This window comes from Vibrio sp. YT-16 (assembly GCF_033337405.1).
In the GTDB taxonomy this organism is placed as follows: domain Bacteria; phylum Pseudomonadota; class Gammaproteobacteria; order Enterobacterales; family Vibrionaceae; genus Vibrio; species Vibrio alginolyticus.
This window is the reverse complement of the sequence record NZ_JAWOQQ010000001.1, coordinates 218,914-239,681: the sequence shown is the minus strand read 5'-3', so window position 1 is coordinate 239,681 and position 20,768 is coordinate 218,914. Positions and strand designations below refer to the sequence as shown.

Annotated in this window: 16 protein-coding genes; 8 read left to right on the top strand and 8 right to left on the bottom strand. The window is 44.5% G+C overall.

Annotated features, from left to right (window positions below):
* Positions 1-75: 75 nt before the first annotated feature.
* The 3 genes from R7F07_RS01035 to R7F07_RS01025 all read right to left on the bottom strand — a co-directional run bounded on the left by R7F07_RS01035 (position 76) and on the right by R7F07_RS01025 (position 4,317).
* Complete coding sequence (locus tag R7F07_RS01035) at positions 76-498, bottom strand: hypothetical protein (protein ID WP_005380804.1); 423 nt, start codon at positions 496-498, stop codon at positions 76-78.
* A 342-nt stretch (positions 499-840) separates the two neighbouring features.
* On the bottom strand, positions 841-2,985 hold the full coding sequence (gene pta, locus R7F07_RS01030; RefSeq protein WP_033905765.1) for a phosphate acetyltransferase: 2,145 nt from the start codon (positions 2,983-2,985) through the stop codon (positions 841-843).
* Between the two features lie 135 nt (positions 2,986-3,120).
* On the bottom strand, positions 3,121-4,317 hold the full coding sequence (locus R7F07_RS01025; protein ID WP_005380807.1) for an acetate kinase: 1,197 nt from the start codon (positions 4,315-4,317) through the stop codon (positions 3,121-3,123).
* A 347-nt stretch (positions 4,318-4,664) separates the two neighbouring features.
* Here R7F07_RS01025 and yfbV point away from each other — a divergent pair, with 347 nt between their 5' ends.
* The 6 genes from yfbV to R7F07_RS00995 all read left to right on the top strand — a co-directional run bounded on the left by yfbV (position 4,665) and on the right by R7F07_RS00995 (position 11,917).
* On the top strand, positions 4,665-5,117 hold the full coding sequence (gene yfbV / locus R7F07_RS01020) for a terminus macrodomain insulation protein YfbV (RefSeq protein ID WP_005380809.1): 453 nt from the start codon (positions 4,665-4,667) through the stop codon (positions 5,115-5,117).
* Positions 5,118-5,447: 330 nt separating this feature from the next.
* Positions 5,448-6,413 (top strand): ABC transporter substrate-binding protein, encoded by a 966-nt coding sequence (locus tag R7F07_RS01015; RefSeq protein ID WP_017633858.1) that lies wholly within the window; start codon positions 5,448-5,450, stop codon positions 6,411-6,413.
* 174 nt (positions 6,414-6,587) lie between these two features.
* Positions 6,588-7,523, top strand: a complete 936-nt coding sequence (locus R7F07_RS01010) for an ABC transporter permease (protein ID WP_033905762.1) — start codon at positions 6,588-6,590, stop codon at positions 7,521-7,523.
* Positions 7,520-8,314 (top strand): ABC transporter ATP-binding protein, encoded by a 795-nt coding sequence (locus tag R7F07_RS01005; RefSeq protein WP_005387275.1) that lies wholly within the window; start codon positions 7,520-7,522, stop codon positions 8,312-8,314. The genes R7F07_RS01010 and R7F07_RS01005 overlap by 4 nt, the downstream gene beginning before the upstream one ends.
* A gap of 141 nt (positions 8,315-8,455) precedes the next feature.
* Positions 8,456-10,282, top strand: a complete 1,827-nt coding sequence (gene malZ, locus R7F07_RS01000) for a maltodextrin glucosidase (RefSeq protein ID WP_171342880.1) — start codon at positions 8,456-8,458, stop codon at positions 10,280-10,282.
* A gap of 174 nt (positions 10,283-10,456) precedes the next feature.
* Positions 10,457-11,917: a sensor domain-containing diguanylate cyclase gene (locus R7F07_RS00995; RefSeq protein WP_005387278.1), complete on the top strand. Its 1,461-nt coding sequence runs from the start codon at positions 10,457-10,459 to the stop codon at positions 11,915-11,917.
* A gap of 50 nt (positions 11,918-11,967) precedes the next feature.
* On the opposite strand, the gene dusC is transcribed toward R7F07_RS00995, so the two are convergent.
* A complete protein-coding gene (gene dusC / locus R7F07_RS00990; RefSeq protein WP_047103443.1) occupies positions 11,968-12,927 on the bottom strand; it encodes a tRNA dihydrouridine(16) synthase DusC in 960 nt (319 codons plus the stop codon).
* Positions 12,928-13,097: 170 nt separating this feature from the next.
* On the opposite strand from dusC, the gene R7F07_RS00985 reads away from it, so the two are divergent.
* On the top strand, positions 13,098-13,715 hold the full coding sequence (locus tag R7F07_RS00985) for a YecA family protein (RefSeq protein ID WP_005380818.1): 618 nt from the start codon (positions 13,098-13,100) through the stop codon (positions 13,713-13,715).
* Positions 13,716-13,794: 79 nt separating this feature from the next.
* On the opposite strand, the gene dsbB is transcribed toward R7F07_RS00985, so the two are convergent.
* Together dsbB and nhaB are read right to left on the bottom strand one after the other, a co-directional pair.
* Positions 13,795-14,331, bottom strand: coding sequence for a disulfide bond formation protein DsbB (gene dsbB / locus R7F07_RS00980; RefSeq protein WP_171342881.1), 537 nt, complete (start codon positions 14,329-14,331; stop codon positions 13,795-13,797).
* 83 nt (positions 14,332-14,414) lie between these two features.
* Positions 14,415-16,001, bottom strand: a complete 1,587-nt coding sequence (nhaB, locus tag R7F07_RS00975; RefSeq protein ID WP_005380822.1) for a Na(+)/H(+) antiporter NhaB — start codon at positions 15,999-16,001, stop codon at positions 14,415-14,417.
* Between the two features lie 639 nt (positions 16,002-16,640).
* Between nhaB and fadR the strand changes: the two genes are divergently transcribed.
* The gene (fadR, locus tag R7F07_RS00970) at positions 16,641-17,480 is read left to right on the top strand and encodes a fatty acid metabolism transcriptional regulator FadR (RefSeq protein ID WP_005380824.1); all 840 of its coding nucleotides are present in this window, start codon (positions 16,641-16,643) and stop codon (positions 17,478-17,480) included.
* A gap of 110 nt (positions 17,481-17,590) precedes the next feature.
* Here the strand turns inward: fadR and R7F07_RS00965 are convergent, their stop codons facing one another.
* Both R7F07_RS00965 and metG read right to left on the bottom strand, forming a co-directional pair.
* Complete coding sequence (locus R7F07_RS00965; RefSeq protein WP_025767216.1) at positions 17,591-18,400, bottom strand: hypothetical protein; 810 nt, start codon at positions 18,398-18,400, stop codon at positions 17,591-17,593.
* Positions 18,401-18,609: 209 nt separating this feature from the next.
* Complete coding sequence (metG, locus tag R7F07_RS00960) at positions 18,610-20,685, bottom strand: methionine--tRNA ligase (RefSeq protein ID WP_005387290.1); 2,076 nt, start codon at positions 20,683-20,685, stop codon at positions 18,610-18,612.
* Positions 20,686-20,768 lie beyond the last annotated feature (83 nt).

Genomic DNA, 20,768 nt, shown 5'->3' with positions numbered 1-20,768 from the left:
TAGCAATGCCGTTAAGTACTTTTGTGTCATCTAAATACCGGGAGTAGGAAGTTTACTTTTTCATTCATCGCCACCTTACTTAGCGCGTACGATGTCCATCACTAGCTTTCCGTCCACTTTTACAGGACCGTCCTCTTTAGCGCCGAGCGTATACTCAAACACACCAGTCTTCATGCCACCTTTCTCTCCGTGGACCATTAACATCAGCATATCGCCTGATTCTACTGGTTCCATCAAAATTGCATTTACGTTTTCATTCTTTCCCATTTTTAACGGAGCGTAGCCGATAACAGGACCAGGCTTCATTGATTCGTCTGTTCGGTGGACAACCATCCACCCATTGTCATCAGCATGAGCCATTTCAGCGGTCACCGTTCCTCCGGACATATCTTGATCGACGCCTTTAATACTCGGGGCGGAAAAGCTGAATGAAGAAAAACTAATCAGAAACGCAGCTAAACCAAACTTTATCAGTGATGTATTGATGAAATCCTTCATATATATTCCTTAGCAGTCAATGAGTTTGTGCATTGCAGTAGCTTTTACGTATTTCCTAGCAAAAAAGTTTAGCTAAAACGTAAATAATGTCGATAAATTGAACAGGGACCGTGCTGCTTTGGAGCCAATGCATTTTTGGGAGTGGGTCAATCGGTGTAATAACAAGCACGAGCAATGTCGATTAGGTATGGGGGGCGATAGGAAGAAAAGCTTTGTGCACCAGTAATTATAGATTGTGCAGTGATTGGTATAAAAAACAAATAAGTGTTCTGGCCAGCAATAGAAAAAGCCCTCGACGAATCGAGGGCTTTGTATCTATATCCAACTAGATGTCAGAAGCGATTATTTAGCTTCTTGGTCTGCTTGGATAGCTGTTAGAGCGATGGTGTACACGATGTCGTCTACTAGCGCGCCACGAGACAAGTCGTTTACAGGCTTACGCATACCTTGCAGCATTGGACCGATAGATACTAGGTCAGCTGAACGTTGTACCGCTTTGTAAGTTGTGTTACCCGTGTTTAGGTCTGGGAATACAAATACTGTCGCTTTACCTGCAACTGGAGAGTTTGGTGCTTTAGAAGCAGCAACGTTTTCCATAATAGCAGCGTCGTACTGTAGAGGACCGTCAATGATAAGATCAGGACGTTTCTCTTGAGCCAGTTTTGTTGCTTCACGTACTTTATCAACGTCTGCACCCTTACCAGATTCACCAGTAGAGTAAGAGATCATTGCAACGCGTGGTTCGATACCGAATGCTGCTGCAGAGTCAGCAGATTGGATAGCGATTTCAGCAAGCTGTTCAGCAGTTGGATCTGGGTTGATTGCACAGTCACCGTAAACCAGTACTTGATCAGGCAGAAGCATGAAGAATACTGAAGATACGATAGACGCATTTGGTGCCGTCTTGATGATTTGGAACGGAGGAACGATAGTGTTCGCCGTAGTGTGAACAGCACCAGAAACTAGGCCGTCAACTTCGTCGTTCTCAAGCATCATTGTGCCTAGGAATACTGAATCTTGTAGCTTCTCACGAGCCACAACTTCAGTCATGCCTTTAGCACCGCGCAACTCAACTAGGCGAGCAACGTAGTTTTCACGAACAGCATCTGCATCAATGATGGTTACACCAGTACCTAGCTCAACGCCTTGTTGAGCCGCTACGCGACGGATTTCATCTGGGTTACCTAGAAGTACACAGTCTGCAATGCCGCGTTCAGCACAGATTGCCGCTGCTTTAACTGTGCGTGGTTCGTCACCTTCTGGAAGAACGATACGCTTACCTGCTTTACGAGCAAGTTCAGTTAGCTGGTAACGGAACGCTGGTGGGCTTAGACGACGAGACTTCTGAGTGCCTTCAGTCATAGACTCGATCCAGTTACCGTCAATGTGGCCAGCAACGTGTTCGTTGATGAACTCGATACGCTCTTTATCGTCTGCAGGTACTTCGATGCTGAAGCTCTGTAGGTTTAGAGACGTTTGCCAAGTGTTACCTTGTGCTTTGAAGATAGGTAGACCAGTGTCGAATGCTGGTTTACATAGGCCTTCGATTTCGCTAGGGATATCGTAACCGCCAGTTAGCAGTACAGCACCAATATCCACACCGTTCATTGCAGCAAGAGAAGCAGCAACGATAACATCAGGACGGTCTGCAGAAGTAACAAGTAGAGAGCCCGGTTTGAAGTGCTCAATCATGTTTGGCAGAGAACGTGCACAGAAAGTGATGCTCTTGATGCGACGAGTGTTGATGTCACCTTCGTTGATGATATCTGCGTTCAGGTGTTTAGCCATGTCGATTGCACGAGTCGCAATCAGATCAATGCTCCATGGCACACAACCTAGTACACGAATTGGAGAAGTGTTGAAAATTTCCATCACTTTCAATTCGTTTTGTTTCGCGCTGTCTGCATCGTCAAAGATTTCAGATAGGTCAGGGCGAGTACGGCCAGCTTCGTCAACAGGAGCGTTTAGCTTGTTGATGATAACACCAGAGATGTTTTTGTTTTTAGTGCCGCCGAAGTTAGAACATGCTACTTCGATACGCTCTTTCAGTTGCGCAGGGTTATCAGTACCTGGAGTCGCAACTAGCACGATTTCTGCACCAAGTGTTGCCGCGATTTCCGCGTTTACTTGGTTTGCAAATGGGTGCTTACGAGTAGGTACAAGACCTTCGATTAGCGTAACGTCTGCGTCTTTGTTGATTTGGTTGTAACGTTCAACAACGGTTTCTAGCAGCTCGTCCATGTTGTCGTTACCGATTAGGCTTTCAGCAACAGACATCGCCATTGGTTCACCGATCTTCATATCGCTGTTACGACCAACGATAGTTGAAGTCAGATCTGGCTGATCACCACCTGAACGTGGCTGACAGATTGGCTTGTAGAAAGAAACTTTAACGCCTTTACGCTCCATAGCGCGAAGAACACCCATGCTAACGCTTGTTAGGCCAACGCCTGCGCTAGTAGGGATAAGCATAATAGTACGAGACATTCGTAGAGTACCTTTAGCTATTTGGGGGATAAAAGCTCAACTCTTATTCCATGAAGCTCGAAGAATAGGAGTTGAGCCCCTAAGAAATTCGTTTGAATGAAAACTGGCTAGCCGAGTGGCTAGCCAGGAATTCAATTAAAGACCTGTCAGGCGAGCAGTGTCTTCAGCGATGACTAGCTCTTCGTTAGTAGAGATAACCATTGCAGGGATACGGCTGTTTTCAGTCGTGATAACGCCTTCGCCGCCGAAGCGAGCTTTAAGGTTAGCTTCGCTATCTACTTCGATACCGAAGATGCCAAGACGGTTTAGAACCATTTCACGGATAGGGCCAGAGTTCTCGCCGATACCGCCAGTGAAAGTGATTGCGTCTAGACGGCCTTCCATTGAAGCAGTGTAGCCAGCAACGTATTTAGCTAGACGGTGGCAGAACACGTCCATTGCGCGTGTTGCTTCTTCTTTTTGACCGTAGTTGTCTTCAACGAAACGACAGTCAGAAGTCACTTCAGTTAGACCTTGAAGACCAGACTCTTTAGTTAGCATCGTGTTGATTTGATCAACAGAGTAACCTAGAGCGTCGTGTAGGTGGAAGACGATAGCAGGGTCGATGTCGCCACAGCGAGTACCCATTACCAGACCTTCAAGTGGAGTAAGACCCATAGAAGTGTCTACAGATTGACCGTTCTTGATCGCACATACAGATGCGCCGTTACCTAGGTGACAGTTGATGATGTTTACTTCTTCAACTGGTTTGTTTAGTAGGCCTGCAACTTCACGAGTGATGAACAAGTGAGAAGTACCGTGCATGCCGTAACGACGGATACCGTGTTCTTTGTATAGGTTGTATGGAAGAGCGTATAGGTAAGACTCTTCAGGCATAGTTTGGTGGAACGCAGTGTCAAATACAGCAACGTTTTTCAGCTCTGGGAAGTTTTTCTTAGCCGCTTCGATACCGATGATGTGAGCAGGGTTATGAAGAGGTGCAAATGTTGCAGCGTCTTGAATACCTTTTAGAACTTCATCAGTAATTAGTGCAGATTGAGTGAACTGCTCGCCGCCGTGAACGATACGGTGACCGATTGCGCCTAGGTTAGCTTTAAGCTCTGGCTTAGAAGCAAGAATAGTTTCTACCATAAACGCTAGTGCTTCTTCGTGAGCTGCACCATTGCCTAGTTGAGCTTCGTGCTTGCCATCAAGTTTCCACTTGATGCGAGCTTCAGGAAGGTGAAGACACTCAGCAAGACCTGACAAGTGCTCGTCGCCGTTCTCGGCATCAACAACGGCAAATTTAAGAGAAGAACTACCGCAGTTTAAAACTAAAACTAGCTTAGACATGTATGACTACCTGTTATTCGTCTGATAAAAAAATCAGTTAAAGAATGAAAAATTAATCACAAGAATAGCCGATACCCAGAAGGCTGCGTACTAATCCTGGTCAAAAATTGTTCTAATTCCATATAAAGAAATAGTGATGAACCCTTCCATCACTATGATGCGATCCGTGCAGATAGATATCTCGGAGTTGCTTAAATTGTAAATAACAGCAACAATGAGATTGAGGGTCTGCAAAGGATAGCGATAATAAGCAATGATAACAAAAAAAATTTGAAAGAATATTAACTTTCATCAATTTTTTGTACCTTCAGTTGAAATGTTCAACTATTTTTTAGTGAGAGAGCGGTATGAGTAATAAAGTCGGATTGATCCATAGCCTGAAAGATGGCCAGAATTACATGGAGATCTGGCCGGTTCGTAAAGAGCTAAGCGCCATATTTCCGGAACAGCGTATCATTAAGGCGACTCGCTTTGGCATTAAAGTCATGCCGGCCGTTGCTGCGATCAGCGTACTCACTCAAATGGCATTCAACAATTACCACGCGTTACCTCAATCCATTGTTGTCGCCTTGTTTGCGATTAGCTTGCCACTTCAAGGCATTTGGTGGCTTGGTGCTCGATCCAACACGAAATTGCCGCCTTCTTTGGCCTCTTGGTATCGGGAGTTGCATCAAAAAATTGTGGAAACAGGTTTTGCATTAGAGCCTGTCAAAGCTCGCCCTCGTTACAAAGAGCTTGCGATAATACTGAACCGAGCGTTTCGCCAGCTCGATAAATCGTCATTAGAGCGTTGGTTCTAATTTAAATTGTTTGAAATGGAGTGTGCACTGGCCGCTCCATTTTTGATCCTGCCTCTATTACCTACTTTGACGGTCGTTGATGAAGCGAGCGAAGCTTTGTTTACCAAAGATTCTTTCCGGATGAAGAAGTCCCCCCGATCACAAATGTTGCTTTAGTGTTAAATCTTTCTTTTCTTTACTAAGACTTAGTAGTAATAATAAAAACAAGATGCGCAAGAAGTGCACAGTTATATGAACACAACAATACCGCCTTCAAACATTTGAATTCACGAGTCGATACACATATTGAAAGCTCGTGAAACAAGGACGAAGTCACATCAAGGAGTTATGATGAAAACGAAACGTTTATTAGCCACTGCCGTTCTATCAGCTACTGCTATTTTCTCTTCTACCAATGTACTGGCCGCCACTGCAACTGTCGCAGTTTCACAGATTGTCGAACACCCGGCGTTAGACGCGACGCGCCAAGGGTTACTTGATGGTTTGAAAGCGAAAGGCTACGAAGAAGGCAAAAATCTAGAATTTGATTATAAGACCGCACAGGGTAATCCAGCGATTGCGGTGCAAATTGCCCGTCAGTACGTCGGCGAAAATCCTGATGTGTTAGTTGGCATCGCGACACCTTCGGCACAAGCTTTGGTGTCGGCTACTCGCTCTATTCCTGTTGTCTTTACTGCGGTAACAGATCCGGTTGGTGCGAAATTGGTTAAGTCGATGGAACAACCAGGCAAAAACGTAACTGGCCTGTCTGATCTTTCACCCGTTGCTCAGCATGTCGATCTCATCCAAGAAATTCTTCCTCAGGTGAAAAGCATCGGGGTTGTATTTAATCCCGGTGAAGCTAATGCCGTGACTTTAGTTGAATTACTAAAAGAAAGCGCAAAAGCAAAAGGCATACAAGTGGTTGAAGCGACCGCACTAAAAAGTGCTGATGTTCAGTCTGCGACTCAAGCGATTGCAGCGAAATCAGACATTCTTTACGCCCCAACAGACAATACAGTTGCAAGTGCGATTGAAGGGATGATTGTGGCAGCGAATCAAGCGAAGAAACCTGTATTTGGTGGCGCGACGTCGTATGTCGAAAAGGGTGCTATTGCAGGCTTAGGTTTTGACTACTACCAGGTTGGTGTACAAACCGCGGATTACGTGGCGGCGATTCTTGATGGTCAAGAACCAGGCAAGCTGGATGTAAAAGTCGCGACGGGCTCTGACCTTGTAATTAATGAAAGCGCAGCATCTAAGCTCGGTATCAAGCTGCCAAGTTCTGTGGTTGAACGTGCGACAAGCATGCAATAAGTAACGCTTTTTGGGGTAAAGACCGTCACGTTGGTTGGTAGACGCTTGCCCCAAAATTGATATTCGCCGGATTTCTCGTGTAGAGCATTCTGCTAGAGAAGAAGGGGAGTATACGTTAGAAGTCTTACGTTCAGGTTGGTATTAGCCAGCCTGAGCATGCAGAAAGGAGCAGTTATGTCTGCATTTGCTTTTTTTGGCGCACTCGAAATTGGCTTGATTTATGGCCTAGTCGCTCTGGGTGTGTATCTTACGTTCCGTGTTCTCGATTTCCCCGATTTGAGTGTGGATGGCAGCTTTCCAATGGGAGCGGCGGTGGCTGCAACGGCGATTGTCGCAGGTATTAATCCTTGGCTTGCGACAATAATGGCGATGATAGCTGGTAGTATGACGGGGTGGGTAACCGCTTTTCTGGCTGTTCGGTGTGGTATTTTACACCTGTTAGCTTCCATTCTTACCATGATCGCTGCATTTTCAATTAATATTCGTATTATGGGCAAACCTAATATGGCGTTGCTTGGAGAGGATACTATTCTCACTCCGTTTGAAGCATTGGGCGATGCGATGTTTATTCGCCCTCTGGTTGTTGGGGTCTTAGTTCTTCTGTCCGCTTTCTTTGTCATTCGCCTGCTGAGCAGCGACTTTGGTCTTGGTTTACGAGCCACGGGTGTGAATGCGCGTATGGTTTCTGCGCAAGGGGCGAGCACTGGCTTTTATACCTACTTTGGCTTGGCTTTATCCAACGGGTTTGTGGGATTCGCAGGCGCGTTGTTTGCACAAACGAACAGCTTTGCGGATGTGACCTCTGGCGTGGGCACCATTGTCGTTGGTTTGGCAGCTGTGATTTTGGGGCAGACCCTTATTCCCGGGCGCAAGATTTGGGTTGCGGTGTTTGCGGTCATCATCGGTTCGGTACTTTATCGCCTTGCAGTAGCTTTCGCTTTGAGTTCTGGCATGTTTGGTTTACAAGCTTCAGACCTCAACCTTGTTACCGCAGTATTGGTGGCTGTGGCGCTTATTGCTCCAAAGCTAAAACAGAGCATGAGAGCGAAACAACGCGTTACTGATGCTAAACAAGCGGCATCAAAAAATGGTTCTGGGGAGGCATTATGATCGAACTAAATAATATTCAGGTCACGTTCAACCCTGGGACGATTTTGGAAAATCGTGCATTGAAAGGCGTCTCTTTAGAGGTTCCAGAGCATCAATTTCTTACCGTGATTGGTTCTAATGGCGCAGGAAAATCGACGTTGCTTGGTGCGGTGACAGGTGAGACGCCGATGATAGGTGGTCAGGTTATCATTGACGGCAAAGACGTCACCAAGCAGACGGTTGCCCAACGTGCGACGCAATGCGCCCGAGTGTTTCAAGATCCATTGGCCGGGACTTGTGGTGAACTTACGATAGAAGAGAACATGGCTCTAGCGCACATGCGTGGTAAAAAACGCAGCTGGGGGTTGGCGCTCTCTACTAAACGTCGCAAGCTGTTCCAAGAGCGAATTAGCATCCTCGGTCTTGGTTTAGAAGACCGCTTGGGCGATAGCATTGGGTTGCTGTCTGGTGGACAACGACAAGCCGTTAGCCTTGTGATGGCGACGTTATCGGAGAGTAAGCTGTTATTGCTTGATGAACACACGGCTGCGCTTGATCCTCGTATGGCGGCGTTTGTTATCGACTTAACTAAACGTATTGTCGATGAGTTCGATTTAACAGTGATGATGGTGACGCATTCGATGAAAGACGCATTAGCATGTGGCGATAGGACCGTAATGCTTCACCAAGGTGAAATTGTGCTTGATGTGGCTGGAGAGCAGCGCGCTAACATGCAAGTACCAGACTTGTTGGATATGTTCTCCAAAGTGCGTGGTGAAGAGCTGGCAGATGACAGTCTCTTGTTGAACTAAGCGGTATCCGACAAGTCACTACGCCTACTAAGTGTGATCCTCCTTGGGAAAATTGGCTGATATGTCAACTCGCAAGGAGGATTTCTTGTCTCTAATTCTTCAATAACATAGTGGCATATCCGATGACGAGGAGTGCCCATAATGAACCTGCCATTTATTTTTCATAGTCAAACTATTGATGGTTTAGCTTTTAATGACGAGCAAATTACAGTCAGACTGAAAACCGAGACATTGGATTTTGATTCCGTCTATGTGCGTATTGAGCCGGACAATGAAGAATATCTGGTCGACATGGCTCAAATTGGAACAGCTGGGGAATTGTTACTATGGGAGGCATCGTTTCGACCAAATCGAGATCGAGATGTCACACATTATGTGTTTAAGCTCCTCAAAGACGGACAACAATACTGGCTCGATGCACGAGGCGTACAAAAGCGTATTCCACCCAAAGAGTTCCACTTTAAGTTGAATGTAAACCATCAACCACCAAGCTGGGTCCAAGAGCAAGTTTTCTATCAAATCTTTCCTGACCGTTTTTCTGCTAGTAAAAGTGAGTCCGATATTCGCCACGCTTATGCTCAGTATGATTCTGCATCGATCGTCAAGGCGTGGGGAGACGCGGTAGGCTCTCACCAAAATACCGGGGCACGTGAATTCTTTGGCGGCGACCTCAAAGGTGTGGAGCAAAAGTTGGACTATCTTGAACAGCTCGGCGTTACTGCGCTTTATTTTAATCCGATCTTTTCTTCACCAAGTAATCATAAATACGACACCACCGATTACTTCACTGTTGACCCTATGTTCGGCACCAACGATCAGTTTGCTGAACTGTGTGAGAAAATCCGTGGTAAGAATATGAAGATTGTTTTAGACGCGGTGTTTAACCACACGTCAGTGCATCATCCTTGGTTTGATATCGAACAAAAAGGAGAAGGAGCGTATGGCAATCCGCAGTCAAAGTTCCGTGATTACTACTTTTTCGAAGGCGAAACCAATCACTACATTGGTTGGAAAGGCATTGGTAACTTATCGGTTCTGAACTTTGAAAATGAACAGGTGCGCGACTACATCTACCAAAGTGAAGAGTCTGTCATCAAGTATTGGCTGAAGCCACCGTACTTGGTTGATGGCTGGCGGTTTGATGTAATCCATATGCTTGGCGAAGGAGACGGCGCGAAAAACAATGCTCATTATGTGGCAGCGTTTCGTAATGCGACTAAGTCAGTAAACCCGAATGCTTATGTGTTAGGTGAGCACTTTTTTGAAGCAACGCAGTGGTTGCAAGGTGATCAAGAGGATGGGGCGATGAACTACTACGGTTTTGCTCATCCAGTTCGAGCTTTTATCGCACGACAAGACATTATGTACGATCCAATCAACATTGATGGTTTGGAGTTTAAAGCATGGTTGGACGAAGCCAGAGCAAAAATCCCATTTTCTAATCAGCTATCGCAGCTAAATCAACTCGATAGTCACGATACTGCTCGGTTTATCACACTGGTTGATGGTGATAAGCGTAAAATGAACATCGCGCTAGCAATGCTTATGACTTACGTTGGCACGCCTTGTCTTTACTACGGGAGTGAAGTCGGTCTAGAAGGAGGTCTAGACCCGGATAATCGTCGCTGTTTTCCTTGGAATGAAATCGAAAGTTCACAATGGCTATCGCTTTACCAACAATGGATCAAGATACGTAAACAATGTAAGCCTTTACAGTCGGGCTGTATTCAATGGCTGCATTGCACTAACAACCAGTTGGCGTACGCACGTGTACTAGGTCGTGAAGCAGTCGTTGTTATGATTAATCTCAGTGGTAATGAATGTTCAATCGATTTACCTATGTGGCAACTGGGCTTGGAGGTTAGCCAAGTTATATCGTTGCTAGATGACACAGAACAGGTTGATTATAAAGGTCATATCTCTGTCAATATGTCGGCACAGAGCTGCAAATTATGGCGACTAAAGTGACACCACACTCTATATTGATTAAACTCCTTTAATATATAAACGGTCTCAAACAGCGCGCACACATTTGTTTGGTCTCTTGTTATCTGGTGCTGCATTGCATGCGTCACCAGATAACGAGTATCAATTTAATAGCAGTCATAAGAGACTATTGACCTTTCATATGCATGGTACTCAATGGTAAACCAAAGGCGATTTAGCCTCTCATTTGTCATCTTTTTTCCTCTGGCGTTATTTGTAGTGGTTTTACTCGTGACAACGAAAAATTACTATGATGCGGTTAACCGCTATATCGATTCTGAGTATTCGCGTATCGAGCGTGCAATGTCTCGCGGTATTAAAGTACTCACGGCTTTAGATTACAGCTTCACCAACTATACCAATTACGCTAACCCACTGTTTGAAGAACATAATTCTTTAGTCAAAGAAGGGCTTTGTTATCTTTGGCCTATAGATGTGTTATTACTCGAAAGTGTTTATAGTGAAGGGTTACCTGCGGTTGACCTTGATTATATGATCGTAGGGGACGAAAGCTTATGTCAGCAAGGTTCAACGATTAACCAGTTAGCTGAACAAAAGGCGGGTTTTGCGCCGTCATTGTCATTTCTGCACGATATTGAATCGCACATTGTTGGAATCCATTACATTGACAAGCGCGGTTACGTTATCTCCTCACCCGATACCTACGCAAAAAATTTCACTAGAGAGCTTTTGTCAACGCTAAAAGCCCGACCTTTTTGGCAAAAAACCGCGCAAGATAAAGTGAACATTACCTTGGCTGGACCAGGGCCTGTGTTGGACTCGATGGAAGGTCAAGTCATTAGTATGACGGTACCCGTCTATGAGAAAGGAGAACACCAAGGGGTTTTGTCTATTGATTTTGACATCAATACGCTTATGGCTTCGTCGCTAGGTCTTGTAGGTCAGTTTCATTTGGTTTCCAATTTACAATCCATTCCTTCAAACAGTACACGAATCAAACCAGTCGAATTAGAGCGATTGAGTGCGAATCACAGCATGTACTACGAGTACAACCTTTGGGATGAAGCTAAGAACCTAGCGGTTTTTGAAAAATACAGCCTTATTGTCGCACTATTTATTTACGTGTTGAGTACCGTCGTCTTGTTCTATGTGAATATGCATAGCGAGCGACGCTACTTTAAAGAACTGGCAGCAAGAGACCCAATGACCAGCTTATTGAATCGTCGAGGTATGCAAACCGTGTGGCGTAATAAGATGACAAAAAAACAGGTTGCTTTAGCAGTGTTCGATATTGATAACTTCAAGAAGATCAACGACACCTATGGTCATGATGTCGGTGATTCTGCAATTCAGCTTGTTGCAAAATGTATACGTGAAAATATTCGCCATACCGATGTTGCCTCAAGGTTTGGTGGCGAAGAGTTCGTTTTAGCGATTTATGACGAAGATTCAGAGGGCATTAAACTCATTTTAGACAGAGTAAAAAAGGCCATAGATGAGCGCTCGATACGCGTAACGAAAGAAGGCTTTACGATCTCTGGCGGTGTGGTGTTTAGTAAAGAGAGCCGAGTAGAAAACTTTGATGAATTGTTTAAAGCGGCGGATGAAAAGTTATATCAAGCCAAAAGTACCGGCAAAAATAAGATCTGTTACTAGGATTTAGGTACAAAAAAGGACGAGATATTCGTCCTTTTTGTGTTCGGGAATTATGCAACCTGAGAGTTTAAGTCATCGCGGTAGCGTTGAATATGCTCAACAATTGGTGCGGCTTTGTTGAACGTTCTGATTTCTCTAAATAGGTCTTTTGCTTCAGGATAAGCCTGACGTAAGTAAGAGAACCATTGTTTTACGCGGTTTGGGTAATACAAGCCTTTATCGCCTTTCATCTCAAACTTGGAGTAATAGATGAGCAACTCAACCACCTCGGGCCATGACATTGGCTGGTGGTTATGTTTTACCATATTGCCTAAGTTAGGGATATTGAAAGCGCCTCGGCACACCATCAAAGAGCTAACGCCAGTCGTTTCAATGCAACGTTGACCGTCTTCATAATTCCAAATTTCGCCATTCGCAATCAGTGGGATATCAAAACGTTCACGAATTTGGTTGATGTAATCCCATTTTATCTCAGAAGCTTTATAACCACCTTGTTTAGTACGTGCGTGTACGGTCAGTTCATTTGCGCCAGCAGACTGAATGGCATCGACAATTTCAAAGCAATCTTCAGGGTTCTCCCAGCCAAGACGAATTTTTGCAGTTACGGGAATGGCTTCTGGAACGGCTTCTCGACAAGCTTTAACCACACGGTGAATGAGCTCTGGATGTTGGAGTAGCGCTGCTCCACCTTTACTTTTGTTGACCATTTTGGCTGGGCAACCAAAGTTTATATCAATACCTCTGGCGCCAAGGTTTGCCGCTTTAATTGCGTTCTCAGCCATCCAGTTCGGTTCTTGTCCCAACAATTGCACATGTACTGGCACACCAGATGCAGTCTGAGAACCTTGCAACAGCTCTGGGCATAAACGGTGAAACACATGATCGGGTAATAGCTGGTCGATTACGCGAACAAACTCCGTAACACACAGGTCATAGTCGTTTATCTCGGTCAGGATTTGGCGCATCAAATGATCTAAAACGCCTTCCATTGGGCCTAGTACAACTTGCATAGCTTGCCTAATACAGTTTGGTGGTAAAAAGGAGGGCGATTGTAGCGATGTAAGTTAAGTTTGTCATTAAAAGAGTCGAAGCGCCCAATGCAGTCAAACACACAACGTTAGGTTACGTGCTTTTGAGCTCTGAGGTATAATGCCGCCAAATTTATGGGAAACCAGATGTCATGCAATACACATTGATTGAAAAAGGTGAAGTTCACGTCGATGAATCTTGCCTATTTATCGAAGGCGCAGTGTTAGCTGCGAATCTGACGACAAAACCACTCGCTCCTGAAAAGTGGTTAGAGCCGCTATTAGGTGAGGGATTCAAAGCGATTCAACCAGCTGTGGAAGAGCAAATTCACAAGCAGCATAACCGAATTCAACGAAACGAATATTCCGTGCTAGAGCTAACAGGCAAAGAACCTGAACAACTTGCTGATTTTGCCGAAGGCTTTATGTCTGTTTGGCCAATGATTGAAGAACAGTGGCAAGACGTTGAGCTCAATGATGGATTACAGCGTATGCTGCAAGCATTACTGACCACTTTGATGCTGGCGATCGATGAGCCAGCAACGCAGCAACAGATGCGTGACGCAGGTATTGAAACGCCACCGGCCCTGACAGATTTAGTCGACCAGCTTGATTTAATGGTCGGTGAAGTCGCGCTGGGCGCGGATGAGTTGATGGTAGGCAATAAAGCTCAAAGCCTAAACCCATTCAAAGGTATCGGGCGCAATGATCCCTGTCCTTGTGAGAGCGGAAAAAAATTCAAGCAGTGCTGTGGTCAATCACGCGGCTAAGTCGAATCGCCGCGCTATCCACTTAACAAAAAGCCGACCAGATGGTCGGCTTTTTGTTAATTTTTACGCGTCAGTAGGATTAACGAATTGGATTAACGCGTTTTGCAGGGAAGAATTGTGCAATTACAATTAATGCCAAAGCGATTAAATTGCCTGCAAAAATTACGACTAACCATTGTGGCATTGATAAATCAAGGAACTGCCATACAACCTTAGAGCAATCACCATATGCTTCAAACATCCAAGGAACCCACTGATTGAGCTGAGCCCAGCTAGGGAATGTGACGAATAAATCGCAAGTCGCGAATGGTGATGGATTAAACTGGTAGTCAACGTGCTGCATCGCAAGTAACAAACCCTTGTAAGCACTTAATCCCCAGCCTATCAAACCTAGCCAGCGGAAAATTGGGTTCTTGGGTGCAAATATACCAACCATTGCAGCGACGCCCACTCCCATCATCGCGACTCTTTCATAAATACACATGACACATGGTGCAAGCATCATGACGTGCTGAAAATAGAGGGCACATGCTTCAAAGAAAACGACGAATAGCAGAAGCAGTAGCCACGATAAACGTCCCTTTGAAAACTGGTTAAGTGAATTTAAAATAGTCACGTTTTTGTTCCTGTCTGAAATAGAAAAAGCTCTGAATACTCAGAGCTTTTTATCGTGGATAAGTTTCCTAATCAACTCAAATTTTAGTGACCACCGGATACTACGGGAGTCAGATCACCACTATGAGGTAAAATCCAACCAGCTTCGTAGAAAGAAGCTGTTGCAGGCTCTAGGAAGAACATGATTCCCATCAGACCGACAATCGCAAGAACGACGGTGTAAGGCAGCGCCATGATAACCATTCGACCGTAAGACAGACGAATTAATGGAGCGAGAGCCGATGTGAGTAAGAATAGGAATGCCGCTTGACCGTTTGGCGTTGCAACAGAAGGCAGGTTAGTACCAGTATTGATTGCCACCGCCAGTAAGTCGAACTGATCACGAGTAATGAGACCCTCAATGAGTGCAGTTTTTACTTCATTGATGTAAACCGTACCAACGAACACGTTATCCGACACCATAGATAATAAGCCATTCGCCACATAGAACAGAGCTAGCTGAGTACCTTTATCTTCAACGGCAAGCACCGCATCGATGACTGGTTTAAACAGCTCTTGGTCAATGATTACAGCAACGATCGAGAAAAATACTGCAAGCAGTGCAGTGAAGGGCAGGGCCTCTTCAAACGCTTTCCCCATGGAGTGCTCTTCAATGACACCAGTAAATGCGGTCGCTAAAATGATCACAGAAAGGCCAATTAAGCCGACAGCCGCTAAGTGCAAAGCGAGTGCAACGATCAACCAAACCGCAATAAGACCTTGAACCCAGAGTTTTGCGACATCTTGATTTGTTCGCGTTTTACGCTCTTCACGGTCAAAATCGACGAGGATCTGACGAACGTTGTTAGGAAGCTTCGCGCCGTAGCCAAACACTTTAAGCTTTTCAACTAAAGCACAAGTGATGAGACCACAGAAAAATACAGGGAGTGTCACTGGAGACATACGGATTAGGAATTCACCAAATAACCAACCCGCTTGGTCTGCAATAATTAAGTTTTGAGGTTCACCAACCATCGTGGTTACGCCACCTAAGGCAGTACCTACGCCAGCATGCATCAACAAAGAGCGCAAAAAGGCACGATAGTTTTCTAGGTCATCACGCGTTAGTTCAGTGATCGTGTCATCTTGTGTATGGTCATGGTCACCGATAGGGTTACCAGACGCCACTTTGTGATAGATAGAGTAAAAGCCGATCGCCACGCTGATAACAACGGCGATAACCGTCAAGGCATCCAAAAATGCAGACAAAAATGCCGCAGCAAAGCAGAACGCGAGTGATAGTAGGGTTTTAGAGCGAATGCCAAGTAAAATTTTGGTAAAAATGAACAGCAATAGCTGCTTCATGAAGTAGATGCCCGCAACCATAAATACCAGAAGTAGCAGTACTTCGATATTTGCTACTAATTCGTGCTTAACTTGCGCAGGGCTAGTCATGCCGATAGCAATGGCTTCAATAGCAAGTAAACCGCCAGGTTGTAATGGGTAGCATTTTAATGCCATTGCTAGCGTGAAAATAAATTCAGCGACCAACAACCATCCAGCTACAAATGGGTTTATTAGGAAGAATACAATCGGGTTAATTATTAAGAAGGCTATAATGGCAACTTTGTACCAATCAGGCGCTTTACCAAGGAAGTTCTTGATAAAAGCGTTTCCGAGCGATATCGGCATGATAATTCTCTTTATAACAAAATTATGAATAGACACTACAATAGTGCTTAAGTATCTGTTTGTTAGACTTATTAACTAGTCTTTAAAAACAATAACTTAGTAAAACAACAATCCTTTGTTTATTGTAGTCTTGCCAAGTTACTTCCCCTGAACTCAAGCACCGCTCACTTTCGACCGCAAACTCTACACTCAGGCATTTATTAGTCAATAACAAAACGTGATGCTACCGACTAAAATGACTTTTTAAATGTAATAACGCGATCAAAACGGCGTTACTATACCATGAAAGTCTTAAAAAAATCCTCTTGGATTTTAAATGACGGCCAGTGACGAGAAAAGGCAAATTAAGAAAGAATATTAACTGTGATATACAAAGTAATTTTTCATATTTTGAATATAAAAATGTGACACGGTTGTCTTTATTTCTCCGAGATTTGTGAGCTGTTTAATTAAATGAAAATTCATATTTTACTGCTTTCGCTCGCATGTTAGAGCCTCTTAAATTGACACAACATATAGAGTATTAACTCTATGTTATGGAGTCGTTTCCACTATTGATCGTAAATTTTCTCAAACCGCTAAGTAGTGGTATGATGAGTACTATCGACCCTCAGAAATCAATATTGGATAAAAAGTAGAATGGTCATAAAGGCGAAAAGCCCTGCGGGATTCGCAGAAAAATATATTATCGAGAGCATTTGGAACGGCCGTTTTCCTCCAGGCTCAATTTTACCTGCTGAGCGCGAGCTGTCCGAACTGATTGGTGTTACTCGAACGACTTTAAGAGAGGTTCTTCAACGACTAGCCCGTGATGGCTGGCTGACTATCCAGCACGGCAAACCTACGAAAGTTAACCAATTTATGGAGACCTCTGGTCTGCATATTTTGGATACTTTAATGACGCTAGACGTTGATAATGCGACAAACATTGTAGAAGATCTGCTTGCGGCACGTACTAACATCAGTCCTATCTTTATGCGCTATGCATTTAAAGCGAACAAAGAGAGCTCTGAGCGTACAATTAAGAACGTAATCGAATCTTGTGAAGCTTTAATGAATGCGGCTTCCTGGGACGAATTCATCGCTTCTTCGCCGTATGCTGAAAAAGTTCTGCAGAATGTGAAAGAAGATAACGAGAAAGATGAAGCGAAGCGTCAAGAAATCTTGATTGCTAAAACGTTCAACTTTTACGATTATATGCTTTTCCAGCGCCTAGCATTCCATTCAGGAAATCAAATTTACGGTTTGATCTTTAATGGTTTGAAGAAGCTCTACGATCGTGTCGGTAGCTACTACTTCTCAAATCCAGCTTCTCGTGAGCTAGCTCTGAAGTTTTACCATCAATTGCTCGAAACTTGTGAAAGTGGCCAGCGTGAGCAACTACCAGTAGTGATTCGTCATTATGGTATGGAAAGTGCGTTGATCTGGAACGAAATGAAAAAGCAATTACCAACGAACTTCACGGAAGACGACAGCTAAGCGCTGACAAGTTGAATAAATGAAAACCGCAGTGCCTTAGGCCTGCGGTTTTTTTGTTTTTATTTATAAGTCGGCGACGGACCTAGCACCAATAATAAGGTATGGAACGTTTATCCTGCTAGCGAGAGTCTGGGTAACGGTAGATATAATGACTCTACGACATCTGAAAGGACATGGTCGTAAGTATTGAAGATGGTCAATGACAAGTCCGATGTGACGCCATAAAGCTCTGCTTCTGTTAAGTCGACATGACTCCCTGTCACGTATTCATTTAGCGTCTGTATTGAGCGCGTGGAAGCAGGAGAGGTAATGCTAAGTGGAGCGATAACCGCTAGTTGGTTTAGCTTACGCATCATGACCGATGCATAGTTTTTGAAACGCTCATTTCCGCCTTGTTCTCCTAAATCTTGAATGCTGATTCGTAACTGAGTCAGGGTCTCCAAGCTATCCATAATGTTTTGCCAGTTCATGTGATACTCATTATGCAAGTCATCTCTTTGCTCAACCGCTAGCCATGCGATGGTTACTTCATCCATCAAGAACAAGCAATGACGAATCAACTTACCATGCTCCATCTGGTTTCTTGCAACACTATGGTCATCCCATTGTTCAAGTAGTTTCCCTACTTTAATCTGTAATACGCGATACATGGGTTTGTTTTCAAACCGTGAGGTTTCGACTAAAAGATGAAGCTTGTTGGTGAGATCGTTATGAAGGACTTCTAATTCTTGTTCGTTATTTTGTTGAAATTGAAGTGAGTAGTGCGTCGCAGCTCGATGGCGTCTCAGCAGATGAACAACATCTCGCAATAATGTTAACAGCTGATATTTACGCGCGTGTTGCTGCTCTCGTTTAGAAGATAAGTGATATATTCCGGCTAAAATAGCGATAGATAATAATGTGGAAATCAAAACAAACATAACCAACTCCTTGTTACTGTTTGGACCTAACAAGGAAGATTGCAGTTTTGATGCCACTAATTAACTTCTACTAAAACAGTGAGTTAGGCTTGTGACGGGAAAGATGCTGTACAAGTTTGGTGCACAAATTCCCCAAAAGTGTGAATTCAGTCAAAAAAGTCCCCGCTGAACTGGCGAGGACTTTTTAAATTTGATCGTAAAGCTACAACTTACATTACGCGCATGCCAGGTTGAGCGCCTTCGTGTGGCTCAAGGATCCACAGGTCGCTACCACCAGGGCCTGCCGCTAGGATCATACCTTCAGACATACCAAACTTCATCTTACGAGGTTTTAGGTTTGCTACCATTACCGTTAGCTTGCCTTCTAGCTCTTCAGGTTTGTAAGCTGACTTGATGCCAGAGAATACCTGACGAGTTTCACCACCGATGTCCAATTGGAACTTAAGCAGTTTGTTGGCTTTTGGTACTTCTTCACAAGAGATGATACGAGCGATACGCATATCTACTGCAGCAAAAGCATCGAACTCAATCTCTTCAGCGATTGGCTCTTTGTCTAGCTCGGTTTGGCTAGCCTTGTTCTTTTCCGCTTCAGCTTTCTCTTTCGCCGCCATTTCTGCCGCCGCATCTTCTTTAGACGCTTCGATCATCGCTTCAACATTCTTCGGATCGATACGGTTGAACAGTGCTTTGAACTTAGTGATCTCGTGGCCTGTTAGTGGAGCAGCGATGTTTTCCCAAGTTAGCTCTTGGTTTAGAAACGCTTCAGTACGCGCAGCTAGCGATGGCATTACTGGTTTCAGGTAAGTCATCAGTACGCGGAATAGGTTGATACCGACAGAACAGATGTCTTGTAGTTCCTGATCTTTGCCTTCTTCTTTTGCTACAACCCACGGTGCTTTTTCATCAACGTATTGGTTAGCTTTGTCTGCCAATGCCGTGATTTCACGGATTGCACGACCAAACTCACGCGTTTCGTAAAGCTCAGCGATACGGTCAGCAGCAGCAACAAATTCGTTGTAAAGTTCAGGCTCTGCAAAGTTGTCAGACAGTTTGCCTTCAAAACGTTTCGCGATGAAACCTGCGTTACGAGATGCCAGGTTAACGATCTTGTTAACAACGTCAGCGTTTACGCGCTGAGTGAAGTCTTCAAGGTTAAGATCTAGATCATCGATACGGCTGTTTAGCTTCGCAGCGTAGTAGTAACGTAGACACTCAGGGTCTAGGTGCTCTAGGTAAGTGCTTGCTTTTACGAACGTACCTTTAGACTTCGACATTTTCGCGCCGTTTACGGTTACGTAACCGTGTACGAATACGTTGTTTGGTTTACGGAAGCCGGAACCTTCTAGCATTGCTGGCCAGAATAGGCTGTGGAAGTAAACGATGTCTTTACCGATGAAGTGGTACAGTTCTGCTGAGCTGTCTTTCTTCCAGTACTCGTCGAAATCTAGGTCGTCGCGCTTGTCACATAGGTTTTTGAAAGAGCCCATGTAGCCGATAGGCGCGTCTAGCCATACGTAGAAGAATTTGTTCTTCTCACCAGGGATCTCGAAGCCAAAGTATGGTGCATCACGTGAGATATCCCATTGCTGCAAGCCAGATTCGAACCATTCTTGCATTTTGTTCGCTGTTTCAGCTTGTAGCGAGCCAGAGCGAGTCCACTCTTTTAGCATGCTTTCAAACTGAGGCAGGTCGAAGAAGAAGTGCTCTGAATCTTTCATTACTGGCGTCGCACCAGAAACCGCAGATTTAGGATTGATCAGTTCTGTTGGGCTGTAAGTCTCACCACAGTTGTCACAGTTGTCACCGTACTGGTCTTCAGACTTACATTTTGGACAGGTACCTTTTACGAAACGGTCCGGTAAGAACATCTCTTTTTCTGGATCGAACAGCTGAGAGATAGTGCGGCTAGAGATAAAGCCATTTTTCTTCAACTCAAGATAAATGTGTGACGCTAGCTCACGGTTCTCATCTGAGTGTGTGCTGTGGTAGTTATCAAAGCTGATATCAAATCCAGCGAAGTCTTTTTGGTGCTCTTCGCTAACTGCGGCAATCATTTCTTCAGGAGTAATACCCATCTGTTGCGCTTTAAGCATGATTGGCGTGCCGTGAGCATCGTCAGCACAGATGAAGTTTACAGTGTTGCCGCGTAGGCGTTGGTAACGAACCCAAATGTCCGCTTGGATATGCTCAAGCATATGACCAAGGTGGATCGAACCGTTAGCGTACGGAAGGGCACAAGTTACCAGCATTTTCCTTGACGGAAAGTTTTTTGGATCGTTTGCCATACTTAATATTCGCTTTTCTTGATAGGTATAAATAAATTTTGATGGATAATACTACCCCATGAACTGACTAACTCCAAGGTGTC